We start from the raw sequence: 14,018 nt of genomic DNA, 5'->3' as shown, positions 1-14,018 counted from the left end.
ACCCCAGTGCATACCGCCATGCTAAGGACAACCGCCGACAAAAACTGCCGGCGGTTGTCGAAAGCAACGATCAGCGCAGTTTGTCGACGATGTAGTCGATCGACTGGGTGAGCTTCTCGACGTCGTCCGGGTCGACCGCCGGGAACATCGCGACGCGGAGCTGGTTGCGGCCGAGCTTGCGGTAGGGCTCGGTGTCGACGATGCCGTTGGCGCGCAGGGTCTTGGCGACCGCGGCGGCGTCGATGGAGTCGTCGAGGTCGATGGTGCCGATCACCAGCGAGCGGGCGTCCGCGTCGGTGACGTACGGCGTCGCGTAGTCCGACTTCTCGGCCCAGGTGTAGAGCCGGTTGCTGGAGTCGGTGGTGCGGGCGACGCTCCACTCCAGGCCGCCCTGGCCGTTGATCCAGTCGGTCTGCTCGGCCATCAGGAACAGGGTGGCCAGCGACGGCGTGTTGTAGGTCTGGTTCTTGCTGGAGTTGTCGATCGCGGTGGCCAGGTCCAGGAACGCCGGGATCCAGCGGCCGGCGGCGGTGATCTCCTCGACCCGGGCGAGCGCGGCGGGGGACAGGATCGCGATCCACAGGCCGCCGTCCGAGGCGAAGCACTTCTGCGGAGCGAAGTAGTAGGCGTCGGTCTCGGCGATGTCGACCGGCAGGCCGCCGGCGCCCGAGGTGGCGTCGATCGCGACCAGTGCGCCGTCGTCGGCTCCCGCGACCCGCTTGATCGGGGCCATCACGCCGGTGGAGGTCTCGTTGTGCGGCCAGGCGTACAGGTCGACGCCGGCCTCGGCCACCGCGACCGGACGGCTGCCCGGGTCGGCCTTGACGACGGTCGGGTCGCCCAGGTGCGGGGCGAGCTGCGCGGCCTTGGCGAACTTCGAGGAGAACTCACCGAAGCTCAGGTGCTGGCTCTTCTCCCGGATCAGCGCGAAGGTCGCGATGTCCCAGAACGCGGTCGAGCCGCCGTTGCCGAGCACCACCTGGTACCCGTCCGGCAGCTGGAACAGGTCCGACACACCCTGCTGCACGCGGGCCACCAGGTTCTTCACCGGGGCCTGGCGGTGCGAGGTACCGAGCAGCTTGGCGCCCTCGGTCGCGAGAGCGGCGACAGCCTCCGGGCGGACCTTGGACGGTCCGGCGCCGAAGCGGCCGTCGGCGGGCTTGAGCTCAGCAGGAAGAACGATGTCGCTGGTCACCAGCGGTTCCCTTCGTCGTCTGGCAGTACCTAGGCCGACGACGCTGTCAGCACCCACATCTTCCCACATCGCCAGATCGGGTCCACCCCGGGTCTCACTCGTGCTTGCGGTTGATCATCTGAGTTCCAGTCAGTACGGCGACCGGACCGTCCGGGCCGTCTTCCCACTCACCGCACGCACCGCCGCCCTCGGCCACCTCCAGCGTCAGCGGAGTCCCGTCCATCCGCAGCGCCGGGTGGTAGTAGGAGGCGACCTTCTCAGCCTCGCCCTGGATGTAGTGGCCGATCAGCGCCCGCCGGAAGCGGTCAGTGGTCACATTCGGTGCACTGCCATGCACCAGCGCGCCATGGAAGAACAGCACGTCGCCCGGCTCCATCACGACCGGTACGGCGGCATCCGGCGTCGGCAGTGGCACCGTCACGTCGGTGAAGCTCACCTTGGTGTCCGCCTTCTCCGTGCACAGGATCGGCCAGCGGTGGCTGCCCGGTACGACCTGCAGACAGCCGTTCTCCTGGTTGACCCGGTCCAGCGCCATCCAGGCCGCCACACAGGTCCCCGGCTCGGCCTTCAGATAGAAGTTGTCCTGGTGCAGCGCCTGCCCCCGCGAACCCGGTGGCTTGAAGTAGATCATCGTCTGCACCGCGTACGGCGACCTGTCCAGCAGCCCGGTCATCACCTGGTCGATGCGCGGGTCGGTCAGCCACTGCAGGGACGCGTCGTCCCACCGGTGCATTTGACCCATCCGCGGGTACCGCCGGAGCGGATCACGGCTGCCGGTCTGCACGCCGGCGTCGTCACCCTCGTACGAGCCGCGGTGCCGCAGCACCATGTAGTGCTCGCGCAGCCGCTCCGCCTCATCGGCCCCGAACAGCCCGCGCACCAGCGTGTAGCCGTCCCGCTCGAACTCCTGCTTGCACGAATCACTCACCATGACTCAATTGTTCAGTCCAGAATGGAGGTGAGCCACGGAAGATCCATGCGAGGAGTTGGACTTTTGTTGCACCCACTACCGCTGACCCGGCTGTCGCCGCCGACCTTCTGGCGCTGCGAGCCGAACTGGTCCTGGGTGTCGCCCGAGCTCTCGGATCACCTGCTCTGGTGCGTGCTGGACGGCCGTGGCCGGCTGGAACTGGATGGCAACCAGCAGGACCTCAGCCCCGGGGTGTGCGCGGTCTTCCAGCCAGGTGATGCGCCACGAGCGACCCACGACCCACGCCGCCGGCTCCTCGTGTTCGGCATGCACTTCGAGACCAGCCGGTACGGCGTAGTCCCGCAACCGCGCTGGGGCGACGTCATGGATCGTGAGCTGCTCAACGCGCTCGCGCGGACGAGCGATTCGTCGTACCGGCGTGGTGACGCACTGGGGCGCAGGCAAGCCGAGCTATGTCTCGAGCAACTGATCGGACTGATCTGGGACGCCGTGCAGCATCCCACCCGGGCAGCGACCGACACAGTGATCGACGAGGTGGCGAGGCAGCTCCGTCAGGACCCTGGCCGGGACTGGAGCGTGGCCGAGATGGCCGAGAAGGCTGCACTGTCCCGGGCACAGTTCAGCAGGCGGTTCGTCAAACAGTTCGGGATGTCACCGGCGCAGTACCTGATCCAGGCCCGCATCGACCGCGCCCACCAGCTCCTGACCGAGAGCGGTATGACGGTCACTCAGACCGCCACCGCTCTCGGCTACACCGACGTCCCCTACTTCAGCCGCCAGTACAAGCAACGCACCGGCCGCAACCCCAGCCAAGAGCGCTAGGCCCAGCGCTAGGCCCAGTTGGGGTCCCAGCCCTCGATGGAGTCGGCCGGGCGCGTGCCCGGGCCGGAGTAGATCGCCGACGGACGGATCAGCCGTCCGGTGCGCTTCTGCTCCAGCACGTGGGCGCTCCAGCCGGCGGTGCGTGCACAGGTGAACATCGACGTGAACATGGGCGGCGGTACCTCGGCGAAGTCCAGCACGATGGCTGCCCAGAACTCGACGTTGGTCTCCAGTACCCGGTCCGGACGCCGCTCGCGCAGCTCGGCCAGTGCGGCCTGCTCCAGCGCCTCGGCCACCTCGTACCGTGGTGCGTCCAGCTCACGCGCCGTACGACGCAGCACGCGCGCCCGCGGGTCCTCTGCCCGGTACACGCGGTGACCGAAGCCCATCAGCCGCTCGCCGGCGTCCAGCAGACCCTTCACGTAGGACCGCGCGTCACCAGACCGCTCGACCCCCTCGATCATCGTCAGTACCCGGGCCGGTGCACCACCATGGAGTGGGCCGGACATCGCACCCACAGCACCGGACAAGGCAGCCGCGACGTCGGCGCCGGTAGAAGCGATCACCCGCGCGGTGAACGTGGAGGCGTTCATGCCGTGCTCGGCCGCGGACGTCCAGTAGGCGTCGACCGCCTTCACATGCTTGGGGTCGGGCTCACCACGCCAGCGGATCATGAACCGCTCGGTGATGGTCTGAGCCTTGTCCACCTCACGCTGCGGCACCATCGGCTGCCCGGTGCCCCGCGCGGCCTGCGCCACGTAGGACAGTGCCATCACCGCGGCGCGGGACAGGTCCTCACGAGCCTGTACGTCGTCGATGTCGTACAGCGGGCGCAGTCCCCAGGCCGGGGCGAGCATGGCCAGCGCCGACTGGACGTCGACCCGCACGTCACCGGTGTGCACGGGCAGCGGGAACGGTTCCGCCGGCGGCAGGCCCGGGGTGAACGCTCCGTCGACCAGCAGGCCCCAGACGTTCTCGAACGGCACCCGGCCGACCAGGTCCTCGATGTCCACGCCGCGATAGCGCAGCGCCGACCCCTCCTTGTCCGGCTCGGCGATCTGCGTGTCGAACGCGATCACGCCTTCCAGCCCGTGCTGTACCTCGGTCTTCGGATCTGACATACCACTCCCTCGTCCTGGTCGGCGGCGCCCAGGCAGCATAGTTCTCCGACGACCCGTGCGGACAACTTTCGTGGCCGGGATCGCATCGTGGAGAACGTGGAAACACTGGTCGCCTACGCCTTTCACCGGCCCGACTCCGCGGTCCGCGCGGCCGAGGGTGCGGCCCGGGTCGAGGCCTATTACGCAGGCATCCCCAAGCTCGGGGGTCACGACGGCAGCACCCACGGCCTGCACCTGTGGGGGAGTGCTGACTCGCTGTGGCCGGCCTGGCAGCAGACGGGCAGTGTCCGGGTCGCCAGCCTGCACACACCGGTCGGCTACGAACGTGTGGTCGGCGACATCACTCCGGCCGACGCCCCTGGTCCGCTGGCGGAGGCAGTACGTCGTACACCGGAGGCCTTTCTTGAACTGGCCCCGCCGTTCACCATGGCGCTGTTGGACGACGACCGCTTGGAGTTGTTCACCGACTCTGCCGGTCTGGGTCGGCTGTTCCAGGTGCGCCTGCCGGACGGCTGGGTGTGGAGCAACCGCCCAGTCGCCGCTCTCCTCTTCGCCGGTGTCCCGGCCGCAGCCTCACCGCGGGGCTGGGCGTTCGCTGCGGCATGCGGCTGGTTCATGGGCGACAGTACGCCGTACGAAGGGGTGCTGGCCGTTCCCGGAGCGACCCACATCGTGGCCGACGGCAAGCTCCGCCGCCAGACCACTACGCGCATCGAGCCCAGCACCCTCTGGCTCACCGACACCCTCGACGAGCCTCTGCCAGACCTCACTGACTCAGTACGCCGCCTGGCGGCCGGGCCTACGGCTCCGGAGCCGTCCACAGCGCCGCTACCGGACCTGATCGACCACGCGCTGGCCTGGCATCGGCACTCGGAAGGTCTGACCCACGATCTGTACGCACCGGTCCCCACCGAGGGCCGCGAGGTCACCGTTGCCTACGGCACCTACTACCCGGCCGACCTGCTGACCGCCGAAGCCCTGCCCCTGCACGCGAAACTGGAGGTCTTCGGCCGGCACCTGGAGACTGCACTGGTCCCGGCGACCGGTCCGTCCGAAGCGGCGCGCGCCGCCGTCGCCATCCAGATCGAGCAAGTACTTCGGGACGCGGTCCGCGGGGGGATCGAGGACGCCAAGATGCTCGACTACTTCTATCTGGTGGAGCGCGTCCGCCGCGGCTCGATGGCGGGTGCCGTATCGCTGCAGTTGCTGCCTCAATACGTCCGCGCTGCCTTCGCGAACGCCGTACCAGCTGAACAACACACCCAGCCACTCAAGCGCCTGCCCCGGCCCCGTCGCGTAGCCGACGCACCCGACCGCGACCGCATCGAGTCGCTGCTCCTGGCGGTCGAAGGCTTCGACGAGCGCGCCCTCAGCACCCTCTGGGCCGCCTCCGTCGCCGGTGCAAGCTCCTCCGCCGCCGAAGCAACCCTGCGCCAGGCACTCTGGCGTGCAACCTTCGACCTCCACCTCACCGAGGTCAACAGCCACCTCCCCGAGCTGATCCGCCCCCTGGCACCCCCACCCCGCCCCGCCAACCGCCCGCAGCCCACCCCGCGCCCCCACCGCAACCGCCTAACCCAAGCCCTCGCCCGCCGCCACGCCGCCGCAAAGCGGACCGCCCCCACTGACTAACCCCTTCCAGACGACCGATTCCAACCCCCGCTGAGCGTGGACACGATCCCGCCCGCAAGGTTGATGAGTGGCGGAGGTCCGCCCGCTCCCCGGCACTGACCATCTGAGGGGATAGCCCCTGAATGTGTCCCTTCTCCCCTCGAAAGTTCAGGGGAGAAGGGGCAACTTGAGGGGTTATCCGTTCAAGTGGTCGGGGGGAGGGGAGCCCCCCGCCTCCACCCCTCGGCCCGAGGGGAGCCCCCGCCTCCATTCCTCGGCCCGAGGGGTGTCAGGCTGCACGCGCCTCCATTCCTCGGCCCGAGGGTTTTCCGGCTGCACGCGCCTCCATTCCTCGGCCCGAGGGTTTTCCGGCTGCACGCGCCTCCATCCCCCAGCTTCACGAATGCGCCTGCTAGCCACGTCGCCGAAGGCAGGCTCATCACCTCCGGCCGGGACCAGGGTCATGCTGCACCGGAGGAGGTGTCCTCTGGGCGCAGTAACCTCGGGGGCGTGGATCTCAGTGGGATGCGGCAGACGTATGGGCTTGGTGAGTTGCTCGAGGACCAGCTCGATGCAGACCCGGTCAAGCAGTTCGGCACTTGGTTGGCGCAGGCGACCGAGGCTGGAATCACCGAGCCAAACGCGATGGTGCTGGCGACTGCCGACGCCGACGGTCGCCCGTCGGCGCGCACGGTGCTGCTGAAGGGCCTGGACGAGCGCGGCTTCGTCTTCTACACGAACCAGCAGTCCCGCAAGGCCGACGACCTCGCGGCGAATCCGCAGTGCGCTCTTGTCTTCCCGTGGCATGCGATGCAGCGGCAGGTGCGGGTCGAGGGCACGGTCAGCAAGCTGCCCAGCGACGAGGTGGACGCGTACTTCGCCGCTCGCCCGCGTGAGTCCCAGCTGGGTGCTTGGGCGTCACAGCAGAGCCAGCCCGTCGACTCACGTGACGAGCTGGATCTGCAGTACGCGTCATATGAGCGGCAGTGGCCCGAGGGGACCGAGATCGCGACGCCGTACTTCTGGGGTGGCTACCGGATCGAGCCGCAGGTGTTCGAGTTCTGGCAGGGACGGGTCGGCCGTCTCCACGACCGCCTGGCCTACCGCCGTACCAGCTCGGGGTCGTGGGAGCTCGTCCGGCTCCAACCCTGATTCGAGGGCGTCTCGCGGATCCCGTACTTGTCCCACCACCGGACCAGCGGCGCCGGAGCCCACCAGTTCGCCCGGCCGAGCAGCCGCATCGTCGCCGGTACCAGCAGCGCCCGCACGATCGTCGCGTCGAGCGCGATCGCGATCACCAGCCCGACCCCGATCATCTTCACGAACACGATCCCCGAGGTCGAGAACGCCGCGACCACGATGATCAGCAGCAACGCCGCGCTGGTGATGATCCCGCCCGTACGCTGCAGCCCGAGCGCGACCGCCTGCGTGTTGTCGCCGGTCCGGTCGTACTCCTCGCGGATCCGGCTGAGCAGGAAAACCTCGTAGTCCATCGACAACCCGAACAGCACCGCGAACAACAGCACCGGGTTGGTCGCATCCAGGAACCCGGCCGGCGTGAAGTCGAGGAACCCGGACAGATGCCCGTCCTGGAAGATCCACACCATCGCCCCGAACGCCGCCGACAGCGACAGCACGTTCATCACCAACGCCTTCAGCGGCAGCACAAAGGAGCCAAAGGCAAGGAACAGCAGCAGGAACGTCACCAGGACGATAAAGCCGGCCATGTACGGCGCTCGCTCCGCCAGCACGTGGAGTAGGTCGACCACTCCGGCCGTCTCACCACCAACCTGCGTCGTCATCCCAGTCGGTGGAACAACAGCCCGGACCGCATGAACGACATCCCGCGCCGGCAACTCCTGGCCCGTGAAGTGCGTGTGGACAACGACCTCGGCCACACCGTTCTTGAACCCGCCGATCCGAACATCATCGACATCAGCGATCTGCTTCAGCCGCGCAACATAGGGCTGCAACGCCAGAGCCGGATCGGCGGACGCGGCAGCAAACCGGACCGCCACGAACACCTCCGACCCACCAGCTCCGGCAAAGTCGCGCTGCAGGGTCTCGGTCACAGTTCGCGAGGTCGCACCAGCTGGGAGTGCCCGATGGTCGACCCCACCCAATTGCGCTTGCAGGAAAGGGATTCCGAGCACAAGCAGCAGCGGCACGAGTACCAGCACATAACGCACCGGCCGCCGCATCACGCTGTGCGCCAACCGGTACCACGCGCCATGGTGATCCGCCGCGGTGGACCGACGCCGCAGGAACGGCACCTGCAGGTTGTTCACCCGATGCCCCAGCACCGCCAGCAACGCGGGCAACGCAGTCAGCGCAGCCACCATCGCGACCACGACCGCCGCGACCCCGCCGTACGCCATCGAACGCAGGAACATCACCGGGAACAACGCCAAGCTGCTGATCGCGACCCCCACCGTCACTCCGGAGAACGCCACCGTCCGCCCGGCCGTCGCCATCGTCGCAGTCAATGCCCTCTCAACATCATTGCCCTTGGCAAGCTCCTCGCGGAACCGCGTCACGATGAACAACGCGTAGTCGATCGCCAACCCGAGCCCGATCATCGTCACGATGTTGATCGAGAAGATCGACACATCGGTCACCGCAGACAGCCCGCGCAGCAACACGAAGGCGCCGAGAATCGCCAGCGCACCAACGAACAACGGCAGCGCCGCCGCGACCAGACCACCGAAGACCAGTACGAGCAGCACCAGCACGATCGGCGTCGAGATCGTCTCGGCCCGCACGATGTCGTGCTCGGTCTGCGTGTTCACCTCGTCGAAGACCGCGACCTCGCCACCCACCTTGGTGTCCAGCCCGGCCGGTCCATTCCGCACTTGATCGGCGATCCGCTTGAACGTGTCCAGGCGTTCCTCCGGAGTAGCGCCGGCCAGCGTCAGTACGGCGTACGTGCTGTGCTGGTCCTTCGACACGAATATCGGCGACTTGCTACCCCAGTACGTCGTCGCCTGGAGTACGTCGCTCGACGGGAGCGACGCCAGATCCTGCTCGACGGCCGAGCGGAAGCCCGGATCGGCGACCGTCTGATCGGCGCTGCGGTAGAGCACGATCACGTCGGTCCCGGTACGGCCGACGTTCTGCTCGATGGTCGCGACGGCGTGCGCGGCCTCGGTGTCCGGCGCGTCGAAACCGCCGTTGGACAGCGAGCCGAAGACGCCGGTACCCCAGGCCACCCCGAGGGCGACGAAGATGGCGGTCAGGGCAAGCACCAGGCGGCGCCGCCGATAGCTGAAGTGGCCGAGCGTCTCGAACACGAAGCACTCCCGAAGGGCGTAAAGTCAGGCGGAAAGATTGAGTGAACAGCGTTAACTGTTAACAGTGTTCACTCAAGACTCGAGCGTGTCAAGGAGTGTGGTGATGAACCGGCGTGACGAGCAGCGAGCCGCGACGCTGGCCGAGATCAAGGCGGCCGCGCGCCGCCTGCTCGTCAGCGGTGGCGTCGCGGCGATCGGCCTGCGCGCCGTCGCCCGCGAGGTGAACCTGACCGCGCCCGCGCTCTACCGCTACTTCCCGAGCCACGAGGCCCTGCTCAGCGCGCTGGTCACCGATCTGTACGACGAACTCACGACCGCGCTGATGGAGCTCGGCTGTGAAGGCGAGGGCGATCTCGGCGCGCAGCTCTATCTGCTGGCCAACGGGCTGCGGGACTGGGCGCTGGCGCATCCGGCCGAGTTCGGCCTGCTCTTCGGTACGACGGTGCCTGACCCGGACTCCGATGATCACAACGCCACCCCTGGACACCAGGCCGCGATGCGGTTCGGCGGGCTCTTCAAGGAGCTGGTCGCGGCGATCTGGCACGAGGAGCCGTTCCCGTACCCACCGGACGAGGTGCTCGGCAGCAAGCTGATCGAGCAGCTCACGGCCGAGTCGGAACACTTCCACGGCATGCCGCCGGGTGCGATCTACCTGGGGCTGACCTACTGGACGCGGCTCTACGGCCTGATCTGCATGGAGGTCTTCGGCCAGCTGCACTGGGTACTGCCCGAGGCCGGCGCCTACTTCGAGGCCCAGCTCTACGAGATCGGTCTGGCGATGGGGCTCGACTGCCCTGCGCCCGCATGACGGCATAAAGAAACCCGTGGGCGCTTCCAGGCTGATGCCGGATGGCAACAGTCCAGGGCCAGGCGGACTACCTGGCTGCCCACGGGTCCGGTGGCGGCGTTGGATTGGCCGACCACTTGCCCAAAAGCTAGTGGTTGGCGGTCAGCCCGCCGCCACCTCACGAGTCCGGTAAGAATTCATTCTTAGGACCACCTCCCTTCGCGTGTACCGAAAATCTACGTCGCCCGCCGAGGCGGTTCAACTGCTTTTCGCGCAGAGATGAACGAGAATCCCGGACATGGTCTTCAGACTCGGTCTGCCCGTCATCGTGTTGCTGGTCGGAACCGGCTGGTTCGCCTGGGCGTCGTACCGCCGGGCTGCCCAGGCAGAGCAGGCCCTGGCTGAGGTGAACGCCGAACATCGGGCGTTGCTGCACGAGGTCAGGTCGCTCGAACGGGCGGTCGCGGCTGCCGAGCAGGGTTTGCGTACGCTCAGCTCGCATCCGTCGGTACCGCGCGATGTCGCGGTCACCGCCGACCTGACCCTCGCCGACATCCGGCGACTGGTGGAACGCAAGGAGCTCGACAACTGATGGCAAAGCTGGGGACCACCGCGATCAAGTCCGGTGGCAGTGTGAAGGCGAAGGTGATCGGCGGCGGCATCGTCGTCGTACTGCTGCTGATCGTGCTGTTCAACATCTTCAACTTCGCGAGCACCGACGCGAACCGGATCGGCCTGCACTACGGCGGCGGCGTGATCGAGGACAAGAAGTTCAAGTCGATCATCCCGCCCGGCTCGACCAACAAGCTGATCGGCCCCGGGGACACGGTCTACGACTACCCGATCGACCAGCGCTCGTACATCATCGGCGGCGCCGGCGCGGACACCGACAGCGCCGACGAGGTCACGGTGGTCAGCAAGGACAACGTCCGGCTCGGTGTCCGGGTCCAGGTGTACTTCACGCTGAACCGCGACAAGAACGTGATCGCGTCCTTCCATGAGCGGATCGGCCTGAAGACCGACGCCTACACCGAGCGCGGCTGGAACGACATGCTCCAGTCGTACTTCCGGCCGCAGATCGACCGGGCGCTGTCCGCGGTCGCGACCAACTACAACTGGGCCGAGCTGTACAACAACGAGGCGAAGAAGGCCGAGTTCCAGACCGCCGCGTCCAAGGAGTTCACCCGGCTGCTGCCGGCCGCGGTCGGTGGCGACTACTTCTGCGGCCCGGCCTACAACGGCACCAACAACTGTGGCGAGCTGTCGTTCACGGTGCAGAAGCCGACCCCGCTGGACAAGGGCATCATCGACGGCCTCGAGGCCAAGCAGCGCGCCGAGCTGGCCAAGGCCACTCAGGAGCAGACCAACCAGCGCGTCGGCGTCGAGCTGGAGTCGGTGAAGAAGCAGGTCCAGATGCTCGGTGCTCAGGGCTACTTGCTGAAGACCGCGATCGAATCGGGCAAGATCCAGTTCATGGTCATCCCGCAGGGCACCAACGTCGCCATCCCGCCCGGTGCGGCGACCCTTCCGCAGGCTCCGGCCGGCAACTGATCCCATGAGTGCGCTGCCGTCGCATCTTGAGCTGGTGCAGGGCGTTGTGCTGCCCAAGCCGGTCGGCGCGCACCCGGTTCTCGACTTCGTCAACACCCGGTCGGATTGGACCACCCGTGGCCCGGCCCGGACCGAGTGGCTGACGTCGTACGAGGCCTTCCTGATCTGGAACTCCGCCGTCGGCCTGCTGTCGCCGGCGGCGGTCTTCCGCCTGATCGAACAGGCCGGCGGTCGCCCAACTGAGGCGGCCCGCCGGCTGACCGCGACACTCGACTTCCGGATCGACCTGTACGACGTACTCACCAGCCGACCGGATGAGACCGACGGACCGTTCGAGGCGGTCGCCCGGGTGATCGAGCGGGCGTCCGGGCGACGTCAGTTCGTCCGCGCTGAGGATGAGGGCGCGACCTGGGAGCTGCCGGAAGACCTGGCCCGGCCGCTCGACCAGCTGGCCCTGCTCGCCGCTGAGCTGCTCACTGGTCCCGAGCGGGCTCACGTCCGCACGTGCCCCGGCTGCGGCTGGCTCTTCCTCGACGCCCGAGGCCGCCGCCGCTGGTGCTCAATGGCCACCTGCGGGAATCGCGCCAAGGTCCGTGCCCACGCGGCGCGCACTCGCTAGTTGCTGCGTCGGTTAGTTAAAGGCAGCCGGGTCGACCATGACCCAGGTATGCCGGGCGCGCGCCAGTACCCGTCCGTCAGAGTCGTAGAGAGTGCTCGCGGTGAACGTCTTCCGTCCCTCCTCGCCCAGCACCCGCCCGACCACCACGCACTCCTCGCCCACCTGAGGCTGCGCATCCACGCATGCGGTGAGCTGCCCCAGCACTGACGGCCGCCCCTCCAGATCGATCGCCCAACCACCCGGGCAGTCCAGTGCCGCCCACAGGAAGACCGCGTCCGTCAGACCGGCGCCCGGCACCCATGTGCACGCCACCCGGCCGTCGCCGATCGGACCCGGCTTCAGCTGCAGTCCCTCGGCGTTCTCCGGCCCGCACACGAAGCAGCTCGGGAACGGATGCCCGCTCAGTCCCTTGTACGACGCCTCGGCCGCCCGCGCGTCGTCAGCCGCCACCGGCTCGACCGTCGCGTCGACCAGGAACTCGGTCTCGACCGGAACCGCAGTGGCGATCGGAATCGTGCCGTCCAGCAGTTGACCTCCTTCGGTGGTCGCCACGAGCTCGAGGTCGACCTCCATCGGCGGTGGCACCCGCAACGTCACCTGCGGTACCACCCCGTCCCCCAGTTCCGCGGCCAACGCCGTACCGACCAATCCCGCGACGTACCCGCCGTTCCCCGACCTAGCCGGCCCCTGAAACCGTCGCCCAATCCGTACCGAAGTCATGGCCACCGACCCTAACCCCACCCCACTTTGAGCACCCCTCAACCACATTCCGCGCACTCTGGTGACCGAACCGTGCTCAAGGTCCGTCGCTCCCACCTTGTGCACCCACCAACCACGTTCGGCGCGTGCAGGTGGTTGAGCCGTGCACAAGGTGCGCTCGCCACCTCACTTTGAGCACCCCTCGACCGCTGTCGGCGCGCTCTGGTGACCGAACCGTGCTCAAAGTGCGCCGTTCCGACTTTGTGCACCCAGCATCCACGTTCGGCGCGCGGGGGTGACTGAGCCGTGCACAAGGTGCGCTCGCCACCTCACTTTGTGCACCCGTCAACCACGTTCGGGGGCGCGGGGGTGGTTGAGCCGTGCACAAGGTGTGGTCGCTACCTCACTTTGTGCACCCGTCGACCACATTTCGCGCGTTCTGGTGGCTGGGCGGTGCTCAAGGTGAGGGGAACGAGTTGGGTCCAACAGGTATTTGAAGCGGGTTCTCGAGACTCCGTAGTCCGTGCGGGGAAGCAGGTGTGAGGCATCGGAACCGTGGGAAGGAAACGGATTTCAGGGAAATCTGAGCATTTCTCGGAAAATGATGAGCTGAGGCCTCTGATTCAAACGACCGTTTGAACTATGCTGACTGCAGGCTACGGCCCGTGAGCAGGTGGGGTGCCTGCGCGAGCGGTAGTCGGGGGGAAGGAGAACTCTGTGGAGACACCGGTCGAATCGACCAGGGAACGATTGCTCAACGTCGCCGAGCAGCGGTTCGGCGAAGGGGGATACGAAGGAACCTCGCTGCGCGCGATCACGGTCGCGGCCGCGGCGAACATCGCGGCGGTCAACTATCACTTCGGTTCGAAGGAAGCATTGCTGCGCGCCGCGGTGGCGCGGGCGATGGCGCCGGTCAACACCGAGCGCCGGCGCCGGCTGGACCAGTTGGAGGCCGCTGGAACACCGTCGGCCGAGCAGCTGATCCGGGCGTTCGTCGAGCCCGGTCTGGACCTGGTTCTGCGCCGTGGTGAGCGGGGAGCGGTGGTGGCGCGGTTCATCGGACGGATCGCGTTCGATCCCAGTCACCGCATCCGCGAGCTGTACGTCGCCGAGTCGGATCCGATCGAGGCGCGGTACCTCGCGGCGCTGCGGGTGGCGTTGCCGCACTCTGCGCCGGAAGCGGTCGCGTTCGGATACGTGAACATGCTCGGCCTACTGGCCCTGCATCAGTCGCAAGCCCTCACACCAGCGCCTGGTGGAGCCGAACTGGAGGACCCAGGGAAGCTCGCGGAGAACCTCATCGCGTTCCTGGTCGCCGCGTTCGACCGCGGCCTGCGCGCCTAACTCGTAGCGTCCGAAGAGTCGCAGTACGTGGTCGGCGAGTCTTCGGAC

13 protein-coding genes are annotated in these 14,018 nt (G+C 67.6%); 8 read left to right on the top strand and 5 right to left on the bottom strand.

The features are described from left to right. Positions 1–70 precede the first annotated feature (70 nt). Both serC and ACFVWG_RS30800 read right to left on the bottom strand, forming a co-directional pair. A complete protein-coding gene (serC, locus tag ACFVWG_RS30805) occupies positions 71–1,198 on the bottom strand; it encodes a phosphoserine transaminase (protein ID WP_391547069.1) in 1,128 nt (375 codons plus the stop codon). A 91-nt stretch (positions 1,199–1,289) separates the two neighbouring features. Next, a complete protein-coding gene (locus ACFVWG_RS30800) occupies positions 1,290–2,126 on the bottom strand; it encodes a phytanoyl-CoA dioxygenase family protein (protein WP_391546948.1) in 837 nt (278 codons plus the stop codon). A 45-nt stretch (positions 2,127–2,171) separates the two neighbouring features. On the opposite strand from ACFVWG_RS30800, the gene ACFVWG_RS30795 reads away from it, so the two are divergent. Beyond that, entirely contained in the window at positions 2,172–2,948 is a 777-nt protein-coding gene (locus tag ACFVWG_RS30795) for a helix-turn-helix domain-containing protein (protein ID WP_391546947.1), read from the top strand. A gap of 8 nt (positions 2,949–2,956) precedes the next feature. Here the strand turns inward: ACFVWG_RS30795 and ACFVWG_RS30790 are convergent, their stop codons facing one another. After that, entirely contained in the window at positions 2,957–4,069 is a 1,113-nt protein-coding gene (locus ACFVWG_RS30790) for a citrate synthase 2 (protein ID WP_391546946.1), read from the bottom strand. A gap of 87 nt (positions 4,070–4,156) precedes the next feature. Between ACFVWG_RS30790 and ACFVWG_RS30785 the strand changes: the two genes are divergently transcribed. Together ACFVWG_RS30785 and pdxH are read left to right on the top strand one after the other, a co-directional pair. Beyond that, a complete protein-coding gene (locus ACFVWG_RS30785; protein WP_391546945.1) occupies positions 4,157–5,701 on the top strand; it encodes a hypothetical protein in 1,545 nt (514 codons plus the stop codon). Between the two features lie 489 nt (positions 5,702–6,190). Beyond that, a complete protein-coding gene (pdxH, locus tag ACFVWG_RS30780) occupies positions 6,191–6,832 on the top strand; it encodes a pyridoxamine 5'-phosphate oxidase (protein WP_391546944.1) in 642 nt (213 codons plus the stop codon). Here the strand turns inward: pdxH and ACFVWG_RS30775 are convergent. After that, on the bottom strand, positions 6,781–8,970 hold the full coding sequence (locus ACFVWG_RS30775; RefSeq protein WP_391546943.1) for an MMPL family transporter: 2,190 nt from the start codon (positions 8,968–8,970) through the stop codon (positions 6,781–6,783). The two genes, pdxH and ACFVWG_RS30775, sit on opposite strands and share 52 nt — an antisense overlap. Before the next feature lie 103 nt (positions 8,971–9,073). Between ACFVWG_RS30775 and ACFVWG_RS30770 the strand changes: the two genes are divergently transcribed. The 4 genes from ACFVWG_RS30770 to ACFVWG_RS30755 all read left to right on the top strand — a co-directional run bounded on the left by ACFVWG_RS30770 (position 9,074) and on the right by ACFVWG_RS30755 (position 11,927). Further along, the gene (locus ACFVWG_RS30770; protein ID WP_391546942.1) at positions 9,074–9,778 is read left to right on the top strand and encodes a TetR/AcrR family transcriptional regulator; all 705 of its coding nucleotides are present in this window, start codon (positions 9,074–9,076) and stop codon (positions 9,776–9,778) included. 277 nt (positions 9,779–10,055) lie between these two features. Continuing rightward, positions 10,056–10,349 carry a hypothetical protein gene (locus ACFVWG_RS30765; RefSeq protein WP_391546941.1) on the top strand — a complete coding sequence of 98 codons (294 nt, stop codon included), beginning with the start codon at positions 10,056–10,058 and terminating at the stop codon, positions 10,347–10,349. Beyond that, positions 10,349–11,308, top strand: coding sequence for an SPFH domain-containing protein (locus ACFVWG_RS30760; RefSeq protein WP_391546940.1), 960 nt, complete (start codon positions 10,349–10,351; stop codon positions 11,306–11,308). Before ACFVWG_RS30765 ends, ACFVWG_RS30760 begins: the two co-directional genes overlap by 1 nt. Positions 11,309–11,312: 4 nt before the next feature. Next, positions 11,313–11,927 carry a CGNR zinc finger domain-containing protein gene (locus tag ACFVWG_RS30755; protein ID WP_391546939.1) on the top strand — a complete coding sequence of 205 codons (615 nt, stop codon included), beginning with the start codon at positions 11,313–11,315 and terminating at the stop codon, positions 11,925–11,927. Positions 11,928–11,939: 12 nt separating this feature from the next. On the opposite strand, the gene ACFVWG_RS30750 is transcribed toward ACFVWG_RS30755, so the two are convergent. Beyond that, on the bottom strand, positions 11,940–12,647 hold the full coding sequence (locus tag ACFVWG_RS30750; RefSeq protein WP_391546938.1) for a PaaI family thioesterase: 708 nt from the start codon (positions 12,645–12,647) through the stop codon (positions 11,940–11,942). 696 nt (positions 12,648–13,343) lie between these two features. On the opposite strand from ACFVWG_RS30750, the gene ACFVWG_RS30745 reads away from it, so the two are divergent. Beyond that, positions 13,344–13,970, top strand: coding sequence for a TetR family transcriptional regulator (locus ACFVWG_RS30745; protein ID WP_391546937.1), 627 nt, complete (start codon positions 13,344–13,346; stop codon positions 13,968–13,970). Positions 13,971–14,018: the final 48 nt, after the last annotated feature.

It is taken from the genome of Kribbella sp. NPDC058245 (assembly GCF_042882005.1).
Lineage (GTDB): Bacteria > Actinomycetota > Actinomycetes > Propionibacteriales > Kribbellaceae > Kribbella.
Note: the sequence above shows the minus strand (reverse complement) of the source record. Positions and strands in the feature narration are given on the sequence as shown.